General features: G+C 62.0%; 22 protein-coding genes. 16 read left to right on the plus strand and 6 right to left on the minus strand.

Annotated features, from left to right (window positions below; translation table 11 throughout):
* The first annotated feature begins 9 nt into the window (after positions 1 to 9).
* The 9 genes from ACZK2R_RS10840 to ACZK2R_RS10880 all read left to right on the plus strand — a co-directional run bounded on the left by ACZK2R_RS10840 (position 10) and on the right by ACZK2R_RS10880 (position 7,084).
* A complete protein-coding gene (locus ACZK2R_RS10840; protein WP_005413420.1) occupies positions 10 to 780 on the plus strand; it encodes a c-type cytochrome in 771 nt (256 codons plus the stop codon).
* Positions 764 to 1,309, plus strand: coding sequence for a nuclear transport factor 2 family protein (locus ACZK2R_RS10845; RefSeq protein WP_223224792.1), 546 nt, complete (start codon positions 764 to 766; stop codon positions 1,307 to 1,309). Before ACZK2R_RS10840 ends, ACZK2R_RS10845 begins: the two co-directional genes overlap by 17 nt.
* A gap of 14 nt (positions 1,310 to 1,323) precedes the next feature.
* Positions 1,324 to 1,848, plus strand: a complete 525-nt coding sequence (locus ACZK2R_RS10850; RefSeq protein ID WP_012480214.1) for a DUF411 domain-containing protein — start codon at positions 1,324 to 1,326, stop codon at positions 1,846 to 1,848.
* A gap of 70 nt (positions 1,849 to 1,918) precedes the next feature.
* On the plus strand, positions 1,919 to 2,269 hold the full coding sequence (locus ACZK2R_RS10855; protein ID WP_012480213.1) for a four-helix bundle copper-binding protein: 351 nt from the start codon (positions 1,919 to 1,921) through the stop codon (positions 2,267 to 2,269).
* Between the two features lie 178 nt (positions 2,270 to 2,447).
* Complete coding sequence (copC, locus tag ACZK2R_RS10860) at positions 2,448 to 2,831, plus strand: copper homeostasis periplasmic binding protein CopC (RefSeq protein ID WP_005413416.1); 384 nt, start codon at positions 2,448 to 2,450, stop codon at positions 2,829 to 2,831.
* A gap of 10 nt (positions 2,832 to 2,841) precedes the next feature.
* Positions 2,842 to 3,771 (plus strand): copper homeostasis membrane protein CopD, encoded by a 930-nt coding sequence (gene copD / locus ACZK2R_RS10865; RefSeq protein WP_017354978.1) that lies wholly within the window; start codon positions 2,842 to 2,844, stop codon positions 3,769 to 3,771.
* 247 nt (positions 3,772 to 4,018) lie between these two features.
* The gene (locus ACZK2R_RS10870) at positions 4,019 to 6,154 is read left to right on the plus strand and encodes a copper-transporting P-type ATPase (RefSeq protein ID WP_024957401.1); all 2,136 of its coding nucleotides are present in this window, start codon (positions 4,019 to 4,021) and stop codon (positions 6,152 to 6,154) included.
* A 28-nt stretch (positions 6,155 to 6,182) separates the two neighbouring features.
* The gene (locus ACZK2R_RS10875; protein ID WP_005413412.1) at positions 6,183 to 6,458 is read left to right on the plus strand and encodes a hypothetical protein; all 276 of its coding nucleotides are present in this window, start codon (positions 6,183 to 6,185) and stop codon (positions 6,456 to 6,458) included.
* Between the two features lie 74 nt (positions 6,459 to 6,532).
* The gene (locus ACZK2R_RS10880) at positions 6,533 to 7,084 is read left to right on the plus strand and encodes a DUF305 domain-containing protein (protein ID WP_031269107.1); all 552 of its coding nucleotides are present in this window, start codon (positions 6,533 to 6,535) and stop codon (positions 7,082 to 7,084) included.
* A 29-nt stretch (positions 7,085 to 7,113) separates the two neighbouring features.
* On the opposite strand, the gene ACZK2R_RS10885 is transcribed toward ACZK2R_RS10880, so the two are convergent.
* Entirely contained in the window at positions 7,114 to 7,302 is a 189-nt protein-coding gene (locus ACZK2R_RS10885; RefSeq protein WP_187756563.1) for an arginase family protein, read from the minus strand.
* Positions 7,303 to 7,348: 46 nt separating this feature from the next.
* Between ACZK2R_RS10885 and ACZK2R_RS10890 the strand changes: the two genes are divergently transcribed.
* Together ACZK2R_RS10890 and ACZK2R_RS10895 are read left to right on the plus strand one after the other, a co-directional pair.
* Positions 7,349 to 7,678 carry a TonB-dependent receptor gene (locus ACZK2R_RS10890; RefSeq protein ID WP_223025135.1) on the plus strand — a complete coding sequence of 110 codons (330 nt, stop codon included), beginning with the start codon at positions 7,349 to 7,351 and terminating at the stop codon, positions 7,676 to 7,678.
* A gap of 26 nt (positions 7,679 to 7,704) precedes the next feature.
* Positions 7,705 to 8,535: a DUF4198 domain-containing protein gene (locus tag ACZK2R_RS10895; RefSeq protein WP_005413408.1), complete on the plus strand. Its 831-nt coding sequence runs from the start codon at positions 7,705 to 7,707 to the stop codon at positions 8,533 to 8,535.
* A gap of 104 nt (positions 8,536 to 8,639) precedes the next feature.
* On the opposite strand, the gene ACZK2R_RS10900 is transcribed toward ACZK2R_RS10895, so the two are convergent.
* The 5 genes from ACZK2R_RS10900 to ACZK2R_RS10920 form a co-directional block, all read right to left on the minus strand.
* Positions 8,640 to 11,780 (minus strand): efflux RND transporter permease subunit, encoded by a 3,141-nt coding sequence (locus tag ACZK2R_RS10900; protein WP_005413407.1) that lies wholly within the window; start codon positions 11,778 to 11,780, stop codon positions 8,640 to 8,642.
* On the minus strand, positions 11,777 to 13,291 hold the full coding sequence (locus ACZK2R_RS10905) for an efflux RND transporter periplasmic adaptor subunit (RefSeq protein WP_005413406.1): 1,515 nt from the start codon (positions 13,289 to 13,291) through the stop codon (positions 11,777 to 11,779). Before ACZK2R_RS10905 ends, ACZK2R_RS10900 begins: the two co-directional genes overlap by 4 nt.
* On the minus strand, positions 13,288 to 14,592 hold the full coding sequence (locus ACZK2R_RS10910) for a TolC family protein (RefSeq protein WP_170935783.1): 1,305 nt from the start codon (positions 14,590 to 14,592) through the stop codon (positions 13,288 to 13,290). Before ACZK2R_RS10910 ends, ACZK2R_RS10905 begins: the two co-directional genes overlap by 4 nt.
* Positions 14,593 to 14,665: 73 nt before the next feature.
* Positions 14,666 to 15,061, minus strand: coding sequence for a hypothetical protein (locus tag ACZK2R_RS10915; protein ID WP_005413404.1), 396 nt, complete (start codon positions 15,059 to 15,061; stop codon positions 14,666 to 14,668).
* A 137-nt stretch (positions 15,062 to 15,198) separates the two neighbouring features.
* Positions 15,199 to 15,462, minus strand: a complete 264-nt coding sequence (locus ACZK2R_RS10920; RefSeq protein WP_021201833.1) for a heavy-metal-associated domain-containing protein — start codon at positions 15,460 to 15,462, stop codon at positions 15,199 to 15,201.
* Positions 15,463 to 15,756: 294 nt separating this feature from the next.
* Between ACZK2R_RS10920 and ACZK2R_RS10925 the strand changes: the two genes are divergently transcribed.
* From ACZK2R_RS10925 to ACZK2R_RS10945, 5 genes are all read left to right on the plus strand, one after another.
* Positions 15,757 to 16,050: a BPSL0761 family protein gene (locus ACZK2R_RS10925; protein WP_223224794.1), complete on the plus strand. Its 294-nt coding sequence runs from the start codon at positions 15,757 to 15,759 to the stop codon at positions 16,048 to 16,050.
* 2 nt (positions 16,051 to 16,052) lie between these two features.
* Complete coding sequence (locus ACZK2R_RS10930) at positions 16,053 to 16,994, plus strand: SseB family protein (RefSeq protein ID WP_049401588.1); 942 nt, start codon at positions 16,053 to 16,055, stop codon at positions 16,992 to 16,994.
* 175 nt (positions 16,995 to 17,169) lie between these two features.
* Positions 17,170 to 17,799, plus strand: coding sequence for a hypothetical protein (locus ACZK2R_RS10935; RefSeq protein ID WP_136191796.1), 630 nt, complete (start codon positions 17,170 to 17,172; stop codon positions 17,797 to 17,799).
* Entirely contained in the window at positions 17,792 to 18,319 is a 528-nt protein-coding gene (locus ACZK2R_RS10940) for an NIF family HAD-type phosphatase (protein WP_021201831.1), read from the plus strand. The genes ACZK2R_RS10935 and ACZK2R_RS10940 overlap by 8 nt, the downstream gene beginning before the upstream one ends.
* 1,269 nt (positions 18,320 to 19,588) lie before the next feature.
* A complete protein-coding gene (locus ACZK2R_RS10945) occupies positions 19,589 to 20,047 on the plus strand; it encodes a cyclin-dependent kinase inhibitor 3 family protein (RefSeq protein ID WP_021201830.1) in 459 nt (152 codons plus the stop codon).
* The last annotated feature ends 203 nt before the right edge of the window (positions 20,048 to 20,250 follow it).

Raw genomic sequence — 20,250 nt, forward strand, 5'->3', positions numbered from 1 at the left:
GAACTGACAATGAAATCCAACAAAAAGATGTGGGTATGGCTCGGTGCCGGCGTGGCATTGGTTGCGGTGGTCGCAACCGCCACGCTCTCTCTGGGCGTGTACAACGTGGCCGCCGACGATCCGCATAGTCGCCCGGTGTATGCGCTACTTGAAACGGCGCGCGAGCGTTCCATTGAGGTGCGCGCCGCCAAGCTTCAGCTACCCACGAACCTTGATGATCCTGAGCGTATCCGCCAGGGTGCGGGCAACTACAACGCCATGTGCGTGACCTGCCATCTTTCACCAGACGCGGCGGCCACCGAGATGAGCAAGGGCCTGTACCCCGCGCCACCGAACCTAAGCAAACAGCCGGTCGCTCCAGCTGAGGCGTTCTGGGTGATCAAGCACGGCATCAAGGCCAGCGGCATGCCCGCTTGGGGCGGCAGCATGGACGATGAGTTCATATGGAACATGTCGGCCTTCCTGCAGAAGTTGCCCACGCTGGACGCGACTGCGTACAAGGAACTTGTCGACAGCAGCGAGGGCCATTCGCATGGCGGCGGCGAGACGCAAGGCCACCATGACGACGAAAAGGCCGAGGATCACCCTGCCTTATTCGAGCCGGGCAACAACTCCATGCCGCATGCGCACCCGCCGGGCGTGGACGACGATCACCACGGCCCGACACCCAGCGACACGGAAGTCGGGTTGGTGAGCCACGGCCATCCCGACGGCAAGGTGGAGTCGCACCCTGCACCACACACGCCCGTGGCCGATGACGGCCATGCGCACCCCCATTGATCTTCTTGGAGCCCACGCAATGAACGCAACAGCAATCTCGTTCACCCTCGCACTGGCACTGGCCGTCGTGTCCCCCGCAATGGCGCAGGCGACACAGCCGCACGCACATCACCCCGCTGCCGCGGCATCTGCGGACGTCGACGTCCCAGTCACTGCAGAGGCCGCGGTCGCCGTAGCGGAGCGTTTCAACAGGGCCCTGTCTAGCGGCGATCTGGCCACGGTCGAAGCCCTGCTCGCTGCCGACGTTCTCATCCTCGAGTCCGGGGGCGCCGAACGCAGCCGCGAGGAATACATGGGCCATCACGCAGTCAGCGATGCGGCGTTCCTCAAGGGCGCCCATCGCCAGCTGCTCCGTCAGCGCGCACGAGCCGCTGGCGAGTTCGCGTGGGTCGGAACCGAAAGCGAGTTGCATGCCCAGAAGGACGGCCAGCCACTGACCGTCCAGAGCGACGAGACGATGGTGCTGAAGGAGACCGCGGACGGCTGGCGGATCGTCCACATCCACTGGTCCTCGCGGACCAAGCGCTGAGTCGAGAGATTGAAATGACTACGCTCACATTGCACCGTCTGACTTTTGTGGTCCTTGCCGTGGCTGGTCTGGGTGCTTGCACCCAGGATGCTTCATCCGCGCAACCCACAACCTCGCCCTCCGCACAGGTTGTCGTCCAATCAGCCGACGCGACTCCAGCAGCCCTGCCACGCATGACCGTCCACAAGACCCCGACCTGCGGGTGCTGCGGTGTCTGGATCGACCACGTGCAGAAGGCGGGATTCACCGTGGATGTGCACGACATGGATGACCTGGGTCTGGTCAAGGAGCGGTTGGGTGTCCCCTATGCAAAGGGCTCCTGCCACACGGCCGAGATCGGCGGATACGTCATCGAAGGCCACGTTCCGGCCGCGGACATCAAGCGTCTCCTCGAAGAAAAGCCGAACGCACGCGGCCTGGTCCTCCCAGGGATGCCGCTTGGTTCTCCGGGCATGGAGGTCCCGGAGGGACGCCAGCAGCCGTTCACGGTCGAGCTGATACATCGCGACGGAACCACTGAACCGTTCGCACAGCACTGATCCGTCGCAGCAACAGGGGACGGTGTTGCGGGCGCGCCGATTCTCGCCCGCGAGGAAGAAGGAGAACTACATGACTCACCATTCCGCAGCACACCGGCCCCAGGCCATGAACGAGTGCATCGACAACTGCACGCAATGCCATGCGATCTGCCTGGAGACCATCAACTACTGCCTGACCAAAGGAGGTGTTCACGCGGCCCCGGAGCACATCGCCCTGTTGGCGACGTGTGCCGATACCTGCGCAACCAGTGCCGACGCGATGCTGCGCGGTGCCAGCGTTCACGACGTGGTTTGCGGTGCCTGCGCGGAGATCTGCCGCCAGTGCGCCGATGCATGCGACGCCATGAACGACCCTGAGATGACGCGCTGCGCCGAAGTTTGTCGCCGCTGCGCGGAAAGCTGCAGCGCCATGGCAGCGTAATGCGTCGAGGATCCCGCCTGAGCCGGTGGGATCCTCGTCTCGCGAAAGCGGAAGTATCAAGAAAATCCGACAAATCGTGGTTTCAGTGACAGTCCGACATCTAACGCTTGTCGCATCGAACACAGCGCGGCCCCTCCCGAACGGGCTTTGCATCACATTCCAATGAGGATTTATCCATATGAAGTCGTCCAACGTCATTCGCTCCTTCGCGCTCGTCCTCGCAATCGCGGCCGGGCAGTTTTCGCTGCAGGTCGCGCACGCCCACGCCGCGCTGCAGCAGTCCACACCGGCGGCAAATGCGGTGGTGGCCTCGCCAGGCCAGATCGATCTCGTGTTCAACGAGACATTGATTCCGCGGGCGTCGCGTCTCAAGTTGCTCATGAAGCACGGCAGTTCCACCATGCCGATCGAGAATTTCACGACCGAGATCGTCAACAACGGCAAGACCCTGCGTGCCAAGTTGCCTGGACCGCTGGCTCCGGGCGTCTATACCGTGGAATACCGCGCCGTCGGTGGTGACAACCACCCCATGCCGGGCAGCTTCAGCTTCACGGTGCGCTGAGGAGTCGCGAATGTTCGACCTGTCGGCTTATGCACTGAGATTCTTGGAATACCTTGTCATCATGGTTCTTTTCGGGGTTCCACTCTTCGGTTGGTACGGGTCGCGTCGATCGGCACTCGCCGACGCCTTGGCCGGGTGGTCACTCATGGGCGTTCTATTGGCGGGTGCCGTAGCCGGTCTCGTGCTCACCGGGCTCGATGTCGTCTTCAAGACCGCGGGCATCATGGGAATGCCGCTTGCCGAGGTTGATCGCGCATCGCTTGGCTGGTATCTGCTCGAGACGTCCGCGGGCCGGGCAGCCATGGCGAGAGGCGCGCTGCTGGTCGCCCTGATGTTCGTGCTCGGATGGCATCGTCGCCGCGGGAAGGTGGAGACCGCCTTCCCGCTGGGGGCGATGCTGGCGGGCGGCGCACTCGCTTCGCTGGCATGGAACGGCCACGCCGCCGCTGGCGAGGGCTTGGCAGGCGCGGTCCGGCTTGCTGCAGGCATCGTCCATCTTCTCGCGGCAGGCGGCTGGATCGCAGCGGTCCTGATGTTCCTTGCCATGCTGCTGCGCGGCAAAGAGACGAACGGCAGCGGGCGTCTGCGATCAACGCATGACTTTCTGCATGGTTTTTCGACGCTGGGAACGATCTTCGTTGGTGCGCTCATCGTGTCCGGCATCGCGCACTACGGGGATCTCACCGCGTGGTCGTTTTCGGCCCTGTTCCAGAGCACCTACGGGAAGTTGCTGCTTTTCAAACTGGCCCTGTTCGCTGGAATGCTGGGTTTGGGAGCGCTGCACCGATGGACGCTGGTGCCGCGCTTGGAACGAGCGCTGACCAGCGGAGATCCCGCGCAGGAGGTGCGGGCTTTGCGGCAGAGTGTTACGGCTGAGGCCGCGCTGGCCATCTTGATCCTGATTGTTGTTTCAGTGCTCGGGACGCTCAGCCCCGAATAGCTGTGTAACCCGCAATGGCACACTGCCTTGGCAGTCCATCCCCACTAAAGCGAGCATCGGCATGAACTCACCGTCGTCCCATGACCATCACCATTCTGCAGGCGCAGCCCCTGTCGAGGCTGCGGATGGACGGGTCATCACCAATCCCGTCCGCTATACGGACGATGCTCCCCAGCAAGTTGAAGTGACCGCCCCAGCAGCGGTGGCCCAACCCAGCGGTACCCACGCCACGGTCTACACCTGCCCGATGCATCCGCAGATTCGTCAGCCAGGTCCCGGCACCTGTCCGATCTGCGGCATGGCGCTGGAGCCGGAGATGCCCTCGCTGGAGGAGGACGACAATCCAGAGTTACGCGATTTCACCCGAAGGTTCTGGTGGACGTTGCCTTTGACGTTGATCGTCCTGGTCTTGGCCATGCTGGGACACCGTCTGCCCGGCTTGTCCACGCAGGCGCGCACCTGGATTGAGCTCGTGCTGAGCGCCCCGGTGGTGCTCTGGGCGGGGTGGCCTTTCTTTGAGCGCTGCCTACAGTCCATCGGCAATCGCAGCCCCAACATGTGGACGCTGATCGGCATCGGCGTGGCCGCCGCGTTTGGCTACAGCGTGGTGGCCACCGTGGCACCGGACCTGTTTCCGGACTCTTTCCGCGAGCATGGACGGGTAGGGGTCTACTTCGAGGCGGCAGCGGTCATCGTCTCGCTCACCCTGCTCGGACAGCTGCTGGAACTGCGGGCGCGTTCCAAAACCTCGGCGGCCATCAAGTCCCTGCTGGGATTGGCGCCCAAGACGGCTCGCCGCGTCAAACCCGATGGGGGCGAAGAGGACGTTGCGCTGGATCACGTGCACGTGGGTGATCTGCTTCGCGTACGACCGGGCGAGAAGGTGCCGGTCGATGGGGAAGTCATCGAAGGCCGCGCCAGTGTCGATGAGTCGATGCTGACCGGTGAACCCATTCCGGTGGAGAAGGCTGTCGGTGATCACGTTATAGGCGCCACGCTCAACGGGACGGGCGCCTTAGTCATCCGGGCGGACAAAGTCGGATCCGGGACGGTACTGGCGCAGATTGTGCAGTTGGTAGCCCAAGCCCAGCGCTCCCGCGCGCCGATGCAGCGTATGGCGGACAAGGTGGCGTACTGGTTTGTCCTGGCCGTGCTGGCCACGGCGGTGCTCACGTTCTTCGGATGGGGTCTGTTTGGACCCGAACCGTCCTGGACCTTTGCCGTCCTCAATGCCGTATCGGTTCTGATCATTGCTTGCCCGTGTGCCTTGGGTTTGGCTACCCCCATGTCGATCATGGTCGCCACTGGCCGCGCTGCGCAGGTCGGGGTCCTGTTCCGCGATGCTCAGGCGATCGAGCAGCTACGTCTGATCGACACGTTGATCGTGGACAAGACCGGTACGTTGACCGAGGGGCGTCCAGCCTTTCGCGACACGCTCTCCAACGCCGGCTTCGACGCCGATCAGATCCTTTGTTTGGCCGGCAGCTTGGAGCAGGGCAGTGAGCACCCCTTGGCCGAGGCCATCGTGGCTGAAGCCCAGCGACGTGGCTTGAACCTGGTGGCCGCCCAAGATTTTGATTCGCTCACCGGCCAAGGCGTCCGCGGGCGCGTGTCCGATCAGGATGTCGTGCTCGGCAACCAAAGCCTGATGGCGTCGGTTGGCGCCGATGTAGCACCTTTGCAAAGCAGCGCCGAGCGTCTTCGGAAAGAAGGCGCTAGCGTGATGTTCCTGGCGGTCAATGGTCGGTTGGCCGGCGCCATTGCGGTGGCTGATCCCATCAAAGCCACGACCTTGCCTGCCTTGAACCTGCTACGTGCCGATGGCCTGCACGTGGTGATGGCCTCCGGTGACGCACAGGCGACGGCCGAGGCCGTGGGGCGCACGCTGGGCATCGAGGATGTGCGTGGTGGCGTCAAGCCGCAGGACAAGGCCGACCTGGTCCAGCAACTCAAAGCCCAGGGTCGTCGCGTGGCCATGGCTGGCGATGGCATCAACGATGCGCCGGCCCTGGCGGCAGCCGATGTGGGCATCGCGATGGGGACGGGCACGGATGTGGCCATGTCCAGCGCCCAGCTCACCCTGGTCAAGGGTGATTTGAGGCGCATCGTGCAAGCCCGTGCCATCTCGTCTTTGACGGTGGCCAATATGAAGCAGAACCTGGGCTTCGCCTTCGTCTACAACGCCATCGGCGTGCCTATCGCCGCCGGCTTGCTGTATCCCAGCTTCGGCCTTTTGCTCAGTCCGATGATGGCGGCCCTGGCCATGAGCCTGAGCTCGGTTTCGGTGGTCACCAATGCCCTGCGTTTGTCCGGCTCCACCGTTGTTGCCACCCCCCACCCTGACCGCGCCGATGAGCCTGCGCGCGGCCATTCCTGTCACTGATGGCTCATATCCCACAAGGAGTACTGCAATGAAGCGTTATGCCTCCCTCTCGATGATGGCCTTATTCCTGATGGCGGGCGCGGCCTTCGCCGGCGGCCAGACCACCACGCCCACCACCGACCACGGTCAGCACAAGCCGGCGGCGGCCGATGCCGATTTCACCAAGCTCGATGCCAACAAGGACGGCTCGCTGTCCAAGGAAGAACTGGCCAAGCACAAGCTGGCGCCGCACTTTGGCATGCTCGATAGCAACAAAGATGGCAAGCTGAGCCCGCAGGAATTCGCTGCCGGCAAGGGTATGTAAGTGTTCTCAGCCCGGGAGCTGTTCCAACAGTTCGCGGGTTCTTCCGCCGTTCTGCCATTCCCACGGAGATTGTTATGTCCTCTTCGCACGGTACGCACGAAAACGCGCAAGACCCGCAGTCCCAGCACGCAAAACCGCACGCCTCACACCAACCTGCCCACCAGGCACAACAAGGGCATCAAGGCCATTACGGCCGCCTGTTGTTGATGATGGGCCTGTCTTTCGTGGCCATGTACGCATTGATGTACGCAATGGTCGATCAGTGGGCTAACGTCTATAACAACGTGAACCAGTTCTACATGGCGGGCCTGATGGCCGCTCCCATGCTGCTGATCGAGCTGTGGCTAATGTCCAGCATGTACCCCGATCGCCGACGCAATCTGATTCTGGCTGGTCTGACGGTGGCGTTCATGCTGTTCTGCTGGTGGGGCATTCGCACTCAAGCAGCGGTCACTGACAAACAGTTCATCCGTTCGATGATTCCCCACCACGCTGGCGCCATCCTGATGTGTGAGGAGAATCGTCTGAAGGATCCTGAGTTGGTGAAGCTCTGCCAGGACATTATTACCTCGCAGACACAGGAGATCGCGCAAATGAAGCAGTTGCTGGCTGAGCGTTCCCATTAGCTCACTGCCTTTTGCCAGCCGATATCACTTCACTGAGCCTGCGCACTGACCATTCGGTGGATCAAACGCGCGGCCACACGTGCGGTGGCTTGATCCGGATCCAGGGGCGGACACAGTTCCGCCACGTCGACCACACGTACCTTGCCCGAGGCCATGACCAGATCCAGCAGGGCTTCCAGGACCTCCAGACTCACCCCGCGTGGGTTGGGGGCGCTCACGCCCGGGGCCACCACCATTGAGTACGCCGGCAAGATCACCAGCGGCTTGGGTAGCTACACCCAGTGGCGTGGCTTGGGCTCACTGCGTATGGGCAAGAACCGTTGGACCGGCGTCTATTCGGCGCAGTACATCGGCAGCGCGGACGACATCATCGCCGTGCCCGACACGATCGGCTCGCATGTGTCCAGCGTGGTGTACCACAGCCTGCAACTGAGCTACGGCATCAAGAAGAAGTGGGATATCTCCGCCGGCGTTGAAAAAGTGCTCGATAAGAAGGCGCCGTTCGTGAAGAACAACCCCAACACCGACACCGACACCATGACGTACGACTTGCTGGGTCGTCGCTGGAATGTCCGCTTTGGTTACCACTGGTAAGCCACGATCACGAGGAGCTACACATCATGAGAAACACGCAACTATCCGCCACACTACTGCTGTTCGCTGTGGCCGGCAGTGCCGGTGCGCACGACCTGTTTGTCGCTTTCTCCAAGCCTGGCACCGCAGCGGGCGAGGCGAACACAGCGTTGGTGAACAATGGCACCTTCGATGAAAGTGCAGGTGCAGTCACCCGAGCGCGTCTACAGGACGTTTCGCTGAGTCAGGGCGGCGCTAAGGCTGCACCGGACTTGGCCAGTTGGAAAGAGGTCGGCAAGCAGAGCCAGCTCACCGTGCATCCGGCGGGCGAGGGCACCTATCTGCTGGGGGTCTCGACGATGGCCTCCACCAGCACGCGTACGGCCAGCGAGTTCGGCAAGTACCTGGAGTTGGAAGACTTGCCCGATACCCTGGCCACCTATGATGCGAGCAAGTTTCCCAAAGGGGTCACCTATAGCTATACCAAGCATGCTCGTACCATTGGACAGGTGGGCACAAAACTGACCGACGATTTCGCTGCCTCGCTGGGCTATCCGCTGGAGATCCGCTTGGCCCGCAATCCTGGAAGCGTGAAGGTCGGCGAACAGCTGTCGTTCCAGGTGCTGCAGCAGGGCACGCCAGTGCCCAACCTACGCGTGTACGTCGGTCATCGTGCTGACGCACCGGTCAAGGGTGGGCACGGTAGCGCTACGCTCCTGCGCACCGATGCCCAAGGCCAAGCCAGTTTCCAGGTGACCACCGCCAAGACCTGGTACATCCACACCAATCACATTGTGCCCTCTACACAAAAGGGTTTGGATTTTGTGTCGGATCGGGCGTCGCTGAGCTTTGAGATTTCCCCGCACGCCGGGCACTGATAAGTAAGCATGTAGGCGGTACTCTCCCCTTTGACGCCAGTCATGACTTCTTCCATGACTGGCGTCTTTTTGTGGGGACTTACCTCAAGTGCTCAGTCTGTCTCTCATTGGTCGCCCCGCGCCGCGCGCAATCCACGTCGCCGCACTAGATAGAACGCTGCGGGAATCACCACCATAGAGAGCACCGGTGCGGTGAGCATGCCACCCAGCATCGGCGCGGCGATACGTTGCATGACCTCCGAGCCGGCACCGGCACCGACGAAAAGCGGAAACAACCCGGCTAGGATGACGGCTACCGTCATCGCCTTCGGGCGCACCCGTTGCACGGCGCCTTCGTAGATAGCCTCTTGCAGGGTAGACACATCTTCCGGCGCACCGCTGGCCAAGCGCTGCTCCCAGGCATGACGCAGGTACAGCAGCATGATGACGCCGAACTCAGCCGCAACGCCGCCCAGGGCGATGAATCCGATCATGCTGGCCACCGAAATCGCATGGCCCAGCCCCCAGATCAACCAGAAACCGCCCACCAACGCCAAGGGCAAGCTGAGCAGGATGATGGATACATCGCTAAGCCGGCGAAACACCATCCAGATGACCAGGAAGATGATCGCCAACGCCGCGGGCACCACCCATTGCAGGCGTGCCAAAGCCCGTTGCAGATACTCGTACTGCCCCGACCACGCCAGACCATAGCCGGCAGGCAAACTCACCTGGGTCTGCACCGCGGCTTGCAGGTCCTGGACCACCGATCCCAAGTCGCGATCGGCCACATCCACGTAGATGTAGCCCACCAACCGGCCGTTATCGCTCTTGAGCATCGGCGGGCCTGGGCTGATTGACAGCTCCGCCACCTGGCTCAAGGTCAGTTGCACACCGCCTGGCGCGATCAGCGGCAGATCCTGCAAGGCCTGCAACGAGTCACGCTGGCCACGGGGGTAGCGCAAGACGATGGGATAGCGTTCGCGCCCCTCGATCGTTTCCCCGATTGGATCACCGCCAACGACCGTGGCAATCAGTTGCTGGAGTTGGCCTTGAGTGAATCCGTAACGTGCAGCGATTTCCGGGCGCACCTGTACATCGACATAGCGCCCACCCGTGACGCGTTCGGCCAGTGCCGAACTCACGCCGGGCACAGTCTTGGCCACCTGCTCGATCTGCTGGCTCAGGCGCTCGATCTGCTCCACATCGGGTCCGGAGACCTTGATCCCAATCGGGCTCTTGATGCCGGTGGCCAACATATCGATGCGATTGCGAATGGGCGGGACCCATAGGTTGGTCAGACCGGGAATCTTGACCGCTGCGTCCAACTCCTGGCGTAGCTTCTGGGGGGTCATGCCCGGGCGCCATTGATCCCGCGGCTTGAAGGTCACGGTGGTCTCAAACATTTCGATCGGTGCCGGATCGGTCGCACTTTCGGCACGGCCCGCCTTGCCGAACACGTGCTCAACCTCCGGTACGGTCTTGATCATCCGGCCCGAGAGCTGGAGCAACTGACGGGCCTTGTCGGCGGACAGGCCGGGCAGGGCCGTGGGCATGTACAACAGGCTGCCTTCTTCCAAGGGCGGCATGAACTCACTGCCCAACCGGCTAAAGGGGATCAAGGTGAGCACTAGCAGCAGGCCGCTGAGCAGCAAGGTGACACCGGGATGTTTGAGGACCCACAGCAGGATGGGCCGATAGCCAGCGATCAGGATGCGATTGATGGGGTTCTGCTGTTCCGGGCGGATGCGGCCGCGGATCAGGTAGCCCATCAAGACGGGGATCAAGGTCACCGACAACCCTGCTGCGGCGGCCATCGCGTAGGTCTTGGTGTAGGCCAGAGGCGAGAACAATCGCCCTTCCTGCGCCTGCAGGGCAAAAACCGGCACGAAAGACAGGGTGATGACCAGCAAGCTGGCGAACAGGGCCGGTCCGACCTCGGCCGCCGAGCGGGCCATCAGCTGCCAGCGCTCCTCACCCTGAGGTTCCCGGCCGTGCGCCTCCCGCCAGTGCTCCAGATGCTTGTGTGCATTTTCGATCATCACCACCGCTGCATCGACCATCGCACCAATGGCGATGGCGATGCCGCCTAATGACAGCAAGTTGGCGGAGATCCCCTGGGCGTGCATCACGATGAAGGCCGCCAGGATACCCAAAGGCAGGGTGATGACGGCCACCAACGCCGAGCGTAGGTGCCACAGGAACAGCAGGCATACCAGCGCTACGACCAGAAACTCTTCGCCAAGCTTGTGGGTGAGGTTGCGTACCGCATCCTGGATCAGCTCGGAGCGGTCGTACACCGGCACCACTTCCACGCCCTCGGGCAAGCTGGATTGCAACGCCTGCAGTCGCGCTTTGACGTTCCGAATGGCCCCCAAGGCATCCTTGCCGGTCCGCAGGACGATCACGCCGCCGGCCACCTCACCTTGACCATCCAACTCTGCGATACCACGACGGAAGACCGGCCCGCGACTGATCGTGGCCACCTCGCCGAGCAGGACGGGGATGCCGTCGTTGCCGGTTACCGGCACCTGTTCGAACGCCTCCTGTGTGCGCAGGTAGCCTTCGCTGCGCACCATCAGTTCGGCTTCGCCTTGTTCGATCACCGAGCCCCCGGTAGCGCCGTTGGCCGCATCCACCGCCTCGATGAGCTCGGCCACCGTCAGTCCACGGGCCGCCAACGCCTGCGGATCGGGCTGGATCTGCCAGGCGCGCACCGCACCGCCCACACTGGCTACTTCAGCCACGTCCGGCACGGTTTTTAGCTCATAACGAAGAAACCAGTCCTGCAACGCACGCAGCTGCCCCACATCACGTTGACCTGTTCGATCCACCAAGGCGTACTGGTAGATCCAGCCCAGTCCTGTCGCATCAGGACCCAGCGCCGGATTCACATTCGGCGGAAGTCGATCGCGTACCTGGCTCAAGTACTCGAGCACTCGAGAGCGCGCCCAGTAAAGATCAGTGGCATCGTCAAACAGGATGTAGACGAATGAATCACCGAAGAAGGAGAAGCCGCGTACCGCCTTCACGCCCGGCACGGACAACATCGTGGTGGCCAACGGGTAGGTGACCTGGTCTTCGATGATGCGCGGGGTTTGCCCCGCCCATTGCGTGCGGATGATGACCTGGGTATCGGACAGGTCCGGCAGCGCATCCAGCGGCGTGTTCTTTACCGACCAGATACCGACCACCGCCAGCAGCGCGGCGGCAACCAGCACCAGCACGCGATTGGCGATGCAAGCATGGATCAGGCGCGCGATCATGGTGTGCCCTCCATCGCTTCGGACATGACCTCGCTTGCCTGGCAATCAGCGGCTGCGGCGGGGCCGAACTTGGGTACCAACTGCATATCCATGAACGGTGACTTGCCCGGCTTGTCGAAATGCTTCTCCGGCACCATCGGGTCATACCAGTACTGCACCGGGCAGCGCGGCGGCGTAGAGGTGGAGGTGTCTGGCGCGACAGGCGCCGGCTGTCTGGACGGTGACGGCACGACAGTGCGTGGTTCGTGCCCGGCGTCATGGCGCTCGTGCACACCTGATGCGCTGGCAGGGCGTGTCGGTTGTGCAGCACCCAGGCGCTCCAACGCACCGGAGAGACTGGCTTCGGAGTCGAGCAAGAACTGACCCGAGACGACCACGCGTTCACCACCGGCCAAGCCTGCCACGATCTGCGTGCGCCCTTGCACGCTACGTCCCACACTCACCCGCACTGGCCGGAAGCTCCCGTCCGGATCCTGCACGATGACCCGGCTGTCCCGCCCGGTGGCGATCAGCGCCTCCGTGGGAACGACTGGCAGGGCCTGCTCGGCGTCGGGCTGCACCAGAACCTCGGCGAACATGCCCGGCACCAGCCGACGCTGCGGGTTGCGCAGCACAATTCGCGCCCGCTGCGTGCGACTAGCCATGTCGACCTGGGGAAGCAACGCCTGGATCTGTCCGGCAAAGCGCTCTGCCGGCCAGGCACTGACCGTGGCCTGCACTGAGGTCCCCGGCCGCAAGGTGCCCAGCGCTGCCTGGGGTACCGAGGCCTCCAGCCACAACGTGTCCAGCCCATTGATCTTGAACAGTGGCGTACCGGGCATCACCGTCTGTCCCTCGCGTGCCAGGATCTCGGTCACGACACCACTGTGGTCTGCGCTAAGCACGACGCCACTTCTGGCCGAGGCGCCAGAAGGAACACCCAACGAACGCAACCGTTGTTGCGCCGCACCCTGCAGCTCACGCGCGCCCGCGGACTGAGCTTGGCTCAGGGCATGTGCTTCGGCGATGGCCGCGTTCCATGCCGGGGCCTGCACGGTGGCCAGCGTTTGACCACGACGAACCTCGGTAAACGGCGCCTTTACCTGCACGTGGGTGATCAAGCCTTCCATGCGCGCACTGATCACGCTTTCCTGGGTCAGATCCCACGTCAGTGTGCCCGGCACGCGTACGGCAGTCCCTAGTAACTCTACCGTCACTTCCTGAGTGCGTATGCCCACGTTCTGCTGCAGGCGCGGATCGATCTGCGTTCCGCCCCCTATGGCCTCATCTGCGTATTTGGGCAGCAACTCCATATCCATGAACGGAGATTTGCCCGGCTTGTCGAATCGCTGCTCCGGCGCCATGGGGTCGTACCAGTACAGCACCTTGCGTGCTTGATCTGCGACGCTCGTGCCGGGGGGCGGGGTGGTATCAGAGGTTCGAGTCATCCAGGCGTAGCCGCCGGCAAAGCCGAGCGCCAGCAACCCGAGGGCCACGGCGAGCTGTGTGAGACGCGTCTTGGTCGGGCTCATGGCGTGTTCTCCTCATGGGGTAGCAGATAGGCCAGTGCCGCCCAGGCACGGCCCTGTTCGCCCAGCAGACGGGCGTTCTCCAGGTGCAATTCGATCTCATCGCGCCGCGCTTCCAGCCACGGCTGCAGGTCGGCACCGGCGCCGTAGGCGGCCAACGCCGTGCGTGCACGATCGCGCGCCAAAGGCAGGCTCTGCGTGTTCTGGCGCTCCAACTGGCCGGTTAACCCGCGCCATCGCGCTATCGCGCGTTGCACCGACTCGGCTTGGATGCGCCGGGCCTCATCGCGCTCTGCGGACACCGCCTCCAGCTCGGCCCGCCGTGCCGCGATGCCTCGTGCTTGGCGGTTCTTCTGGAACAGCGGCAGGCCCACACCCACTTCCACCATGAGCATGTCGCTGCGCGCCATGCCGTCGGGTGCGCGCTCGCGACGTCCGTAGGTGAGCTCCACACTCCAATCCGGGCGGGTTTCGGCCACGGCCGCATCCACCTGGGCCTGGGCTAAGCTCTCGCGTGCCTCCCAGCCCAGTAGTGGCGTGTGTTGGTCCAGTTTGGCCAGCAGTTGGGTGGGCTCCAATGGCAACTGCGAAAAATCCGGTGCCGCACCACTGGCCAAGATCGCCTCTGGTGCAATACCCAACCACCGCGCCAGGCCGGCCTGCGCGGCGGCGTGCTCCGCATGTACCTGCTCCAGGCGATTGTCCAACTGCAGTAGGGCGGCCTGGGCGGCAAGCACATCACTGGCCCCGGCCGTGCCGCCTGCCAAGCGAGCACGCGCCGCACGCTCGGCTATACGGGCCGGCTCGCGCAGACCTTCCAACGCATCTACGGCTTGCTGCGTACTCCACAGCTCGATCCAGGCCAGCGCGGCCGCTTGGGCCACCATCTGCTGTTCGGCCATCGACAGTGAGCGCGCTTGCGCCAGCGTCGCTTGCGCCAAGGCGTGCTCGGCACGTCGTTTCGCACGCGCAGGAAACTCCTGCATCAGACCGATTTGCTGGGTGGTCATCTCATCGGCCCGCAAGCTGAAGGCATCGGGTCCGCTGACGGGCCAGTTCGCCAGCCCCACGATCAAACGTGGGTCGGGAAGCGCGCCAGCACGCGCGGCTTCTTCGGTACTGGCATCGATCTGCGATCGGCGCACCTGCAGGGTTGGGGCGTTAGCAAGCGCCCGTTGTAGGGCTTCTGTGTAGCTGATCGGGATAGCGGGCGATGCCGCCAGCACAGGACCACTGAGCGCCAGGGCAAACACGAACCCACACGCCATCTTGCGCCTTGCACGCAAGAAGAAAGACATCTCCATAAGACCTCCGGGAAACGACAACGAGCGCGCTGCAACGCATGCAGCACGAGCACGGGTCAATCCAGGAGGGGGCTTAAATCAGCAGGCTACAAAAGCGCTGCAGGGGAGGCGGATCGGACACGCACACCGGAACATCCCGATACAACTGCGCGTGTACCGGTGGCAACAGAGCCTGCACCAGCGCGAAGGCGGCCAGCGCGGGCTGGTAAGGCACTTGAGGGGCCTTCGCATCGGCCGTGGCGATGTGATCGCGCTGGCAATGCTGGTCGCACAACGCCGGAGCATCGGGATCCGGCGTGGACATCTCTTCGCAACCGACCATCAGGGTCGCTTGTCCAGCTTCCACCGATTCCAGCGGACAGGCGTAAGCCACCAGCGCGAGTTGCTGCAGCAGCAGCGCCCACAGTCCCAGCCATGCCAGTCGGGCACGAGAACGGGGTCGCCGCCATCGCCTCAGCAGCCTCACCATGACAGCTCCCGCACGCCCGAAGCAGCGCCTGCGGACGCTGGGCAGATCAGGGCAGGGGACGTGCGAGCTCTCATGATGGCCAGTCTAGCCCTCTTGGGGCCGACTGTCATTGATCAGGATCAAGCCCTCGCGCGGACTCAGCGGTGGCATCCGCCGCAGCAGGAGGATGCGACGGCCGGGGCGGCCGGCGTACCAGCCTCAGAAGGGAGCACCGCAGCGATCACATAGCCTTGCCGCTGGATAGCCTCAACCGCCTGTTCTACGGCAAGCAGGCCCTCGATCTTGACCACGCCACTGCCCAGATCGACGTCCACCTGGGCGTGGGGGTCAAGGGCCTGAATGGCTTGGGTGACCGTTCGGACACAGTGACCACAGGTCATACCTTCAACAACGAGATTCATGGACAACCCTCCAAAAGCATCGGCGGTTTGCCGACGGCGTGACGATGAGCCTTCCCACGGTGGGAAGGTCAAACGACAGGCAAGTTGAGTGGTAATCCGTCCCGCGTTGTTGACCTTCCCATCATGGGAAGGCTCAGGCTACCTGCTCGTTCCTATTGGCCCTCACTCCATGGACATAACGCTCACTTATGCGAATTAAGTTATTGATTATATTACATTAATACAGGAATCGCAAGGTCTGTAGTTGCACCGTGCCCTGGCCGGCCACAAACGCGATAAGCTAAGCATTCCTTAGTGCTAGTCATTCTTGATGTCATGACGATGCCATCTGAGCGCACCCGCAATGTGCTGCAGGCGGGCGCGTTCCTCAGGCAGCTAGCGGCCAGCCAAGCCGTGCCTAAAGAGGTGCGGCAAGAGGCATATCGACTGCTGCGGCACTATCCAACCGTCAGCGACATCGAGGCGATTGCTGAGCACGAAGAGCGGCTGCGAGCGCTGACCCAGTCGGCCTTCGTACGACCCTACCTGAGCAGCGAGATCGAGGCGGATTGGTTCTCCGGGTACCCGCTCGGCCCTCATCGCATCTGACCATGAAGCAACCGAGCAGGCCGCGTGGAAGAGGGACTACGTCTGCGGAGACAGCGCTGGAGGCTTCCTTTGAACGGGCCCGCGACAGTGCGGCCGAGGAACGCGCATTCTTCAAGCGACTGATGGATGCGATCGTGTACGTGCATGCGCCCATCTCGGACGACGCGCAGACACTGCGGCTGGTCCAGTTCCGCCATCCTGACGGTTTCGATGCGATCCCTTTCTTTACCTCGCTCGACAAGGCGCAGGCGGCCAGCTCGTCTGCTGTCAGAATTCTGGGAGTTTCAGGCCGTGAGCTGCTAACCGGTACTCGCGGCGCGACGTTGATGCTCAATCCCAACTACGGCGGCGTTGTCCTGTACCCGGAAGAGGTTGCGACATTGTTGGATACGGGCTTTCTGGCCAGGGTGGAACGTCTGGCGCCGGCGGAGTTCGCGGTGAGACCTGCCCAGGCCGCGCCGGCTTGGCTCGCTCCGGCCATCAGCGGCAGCCTTGAGCACGCCGACTTCGTCTCGTCGGCCTATCTCCTGGAAACTCACTCGTCAGGGGGCGTCGAACAGCCTCCCGGTCTGTTGATCTGGCTGGTGGTGGACCTGGCTTTCGCCGAGCGGGCGGCTCGTCTGGTGACCACCGCCATACAGCCCTTATGCTCAGATTTGGACGTCATCATCGACTTGGCGGTCCACGACGTATCGCTGCCTTTGCCGGCGGGCTTGGATGATCCCCAGATCCTGCCCATATTTTTTCACGAGAATCAAGCCAACTTGAGCACAGCTCATCGGCCTATGAGCCCTGAAGATAAGCTACTAGCACTCCTTCCGGGATTGACCGAGGAAGAGAAGGAACGGCGGACCCGCGAGGGTATGGCCGACGTCGACGCTGGACGTACGATCCCGCACGAGGAACTACTGCAATGGATCAGGCGACGGTCAGAGCCTTCTTGAAGGTTTCCGTTGGGTCAGGAGCGTGGAAACTCTTGAATCCAATATTCAAGAAGGGCACGCGTGCCTGAGCAGTACTCCAGGAATGCCTGTGTCACGCGGCTTCTGGTTCAATCAAGCCTAGGTCTGTAATCCACGAACTGCCTGACGTCGAGGGGTGTTTCCTCGTTGAATCATGGTGTTAGAGACGATTCGGCTGTTTTTCTCACGAATCCCTGCCGACCTTCTTGAAAAACTGAACCAGACCTACCCAAACGCTTCCGTAAGGCAGGTGGTGAGAGGGCAGGTTAAGCACATCAGGGATAGCAATCCCAAGGAGATAGAAGCGCTACGACAGGAGGCCAACGATCAACTTCCTACTATCGCCGAGCTAAAGAGGGTCAGTGCGGTTGATCCAGAGTTCCGGATGGAAAACAGCTTCTTTGGGCCCAAGCCAGTCATCACCGCCCGCATCATCAACCGCTCAACACTGCCATTGAGCGAAGCGAGCTGGAATGCGGCGCTGTACATCAATGGCGATGTACAGCCTGTAGCCACGTCGAAGGTGCGCAGCGATTTCCGTTCCATCGAAGGCCTCAAGCCCGAACACCATGTTACGGCTCGATTCACTGTCGGATTCGTCAAGGGCGATAAGGCCTGGACCACCTTGGCGATTCGTCAAGCTACATCCACACGCGTCGAGCTGGAGATGATCCCTGAGACAGCAATGGACTTTACGGACAAAGCCTATCTAAGTGCCGATCTTCAGAAGCGCATTGATTTCCTTGAGAACCAACTCAAGCAAGCGAGCGAGTTCGAAGATGTCTGATGCTACCAAGCCCCGCCGGCGGATCACCCTCCGGCGGGGCTTGGTAGCGGTACCGACGTTCACCCCCGCCAAAGAGGACCATTACACAATGCGCCCGTCCATCCTCGCCTTGGACTTAGAAGGAACGCTGATTTCCAACGCTGTAAGCCAGATCCCGCGCCCGGGCCTCTACGAATTTCTGGAGTCGGCAAAGTCGCTCTTTGAGGGTCTAGTCATCTTCACCACAGTTCCGGAGCCTAGATTTCGCGAGATTGCCGACCTATTGGCTTGCGAAGGAGCGGCCCCGGGTTGGTTTGCCCGCTTGCCATACATAGACTGGACTGGGCCGACGAAGGATCTTGCCAACGTTTCCCAGCCCATCGGCTCTGCATGGCTACTAGATGATTACGCCCCCTATGTACAACCGGGACAGGAACATTGCTGGGTCCCGGTTCAACTGTTTTGTTCTCCTTACCCCGAGGACGACGCGGGACTGGACGATGCCATCGAGGCAATCCGTAAGCGACTGAACGAGTACTAGAGGGCCATCTCTTGGCCAGCGTCCAATGGGCCACAGGCTCGCCGGTCAACCAAGGTCCAGCGCTTCGTTGGAGAACCGTCGATATAGACCTGGGGGGGCGTTTACCGCGATAGAGTCCTGAGCCCCCTCAAACCATCTCATGGACCCGTGGCAGCTGGTCGGTCTACTCAGACTAGAAGCTAAAGCTGCCAACTGCCGCTAGGTTCCAGCCAGTACGCCATGCCCAGCGGCAGGAAAGTCTCCATTGCAACGTCCAGGATCAACGGCTGACGCCAACCCTGACCAGGCAAGAAGCAAAAATCCTTCCGGGCGAGGGTTCCAGCTTGCTCGCGTCCAGCTAACCAGATGCATCTGCGTTTTATCTCGCGATCAAGTGCTCGCCTCGCGGCATGCTCATCCAAACCGCTTTGTATGAACTCCGAGGCAGAATTTCGCATGCTCGCCCACAGCACGTAGCGCTTACGCCCCAAGCTGAGCGCATTCCATTCAGGCGATCCAATCGACTGAAGCCCGTCGCCTAGCTTCGGGTCCAACCGATGCTTCCGCAGAAGGTTTGCCAAGTACGCTCGAGCTTCGGTGGATGCCAGTGAAATTCCGAGATTCCGCCTCGCACTGGGCGTGCACTCAGCCGCCCACTGGGTGAGCGACCGGGTCAATGCCGACTCAAGGTTCAAGTCACTGCGAGACCACGGAGATTTGTAGGACCAAGCCAGGGGCTCATACAGAGATCTTGCGGCAAGCCGAGAACATTCGACTGGTTCGCGATGGAGGACGCGCAGCGTCGCAAGCGTGTCAAGTGCCTGCGAGGCCAACCCCTCAGCAGCTACCGGCGAACTAGCCGTTCTTGAGCGCTCTAGCGCGCACCACGCGCACGCAAGAAAGGGACCTATTGAACGAACGAAATTGTCCAGTTCTGGCCAGGGCGCGATGAGGGTCGGTTGGCTAACGACATAGGCCACACAGCCCTCAAATCGCGATACCAGTTGTCAGGATATCAACCTGCCCACAGACTGTCTATCTGACTTTCCGATATTGACCCTTAGGTGTTCTCTCCAGTTCAACGATATCTGAACATCCGATATCCTAGCCGTGCAGCGAATGAGCGGGGAGCGCCCCGGCGCACGACGCAGAACGTTACCGCATGTTGGGAGAGCCGAAATGATGCGCACCAGCGCTAGCCACCCGTTACTGATTGCAGAGTTGCCTGTTGGAGCCCATGGAGGCGGCATAGGGGTGACATTTGCGCCAGGCAAGTACCAGGAAGTCGCCATGACTGGAGCATGGGCGAGAGACCTAGATGTGGACGTCTCGGCTATTCAGGACTGGGGTGCCACTCACCTAGTCACCTTGCTTGAGCCTTGGGAGCTCAAGGACCTTCGAATCGAGAGCTTACCGGCGATAGTGGCGGGGAAGGGCATCTCTTGGCATGGACTGCCAATCACTGATGGAGCCGCACCAGACGACAGACTCCTCAAAGATTGGCTACAGCTAAGTGCTGAGCTCGTCGCTGACATGCTGAGCGGTCAAAGGATCGTGGTCCACTGCAAGGGGGGGTTGGGACGCGCGGGAACGGTCGCTGCCATGCTTTTGCTGCAGTCTGGCGAGGCCAAGCGGGCATCGGATGCCATCCACATGGTGCGGCATGCCAGGCCAGGCGCAATCGAAACGATTGCTCAAGAGGAGTTCCTAGAGTACTGGGCGCAGAGCCTTCACCCGGGCGGAGCTTGACCACTCAGGTGCGCAGTCAGGAACTCAAGGACGAGTTGCCTGTGGATCCAGAACTCGAGGGCTTCTTAGGTCTGGATCCAGAAATCGACGGCGTCTCCATAGTGGATCTTCGCGAGGGTTCAGGGCACATCAAAAATTCGCTGCCTCGAAAGCTAAGAACCTTGCTGTCGCACGAATCAGGGTCTTGTGCTGGGGCCGGACCA

This window comes from Stenotrophomonas sp. 96582_Sma, from assembly GCF_056480905.1.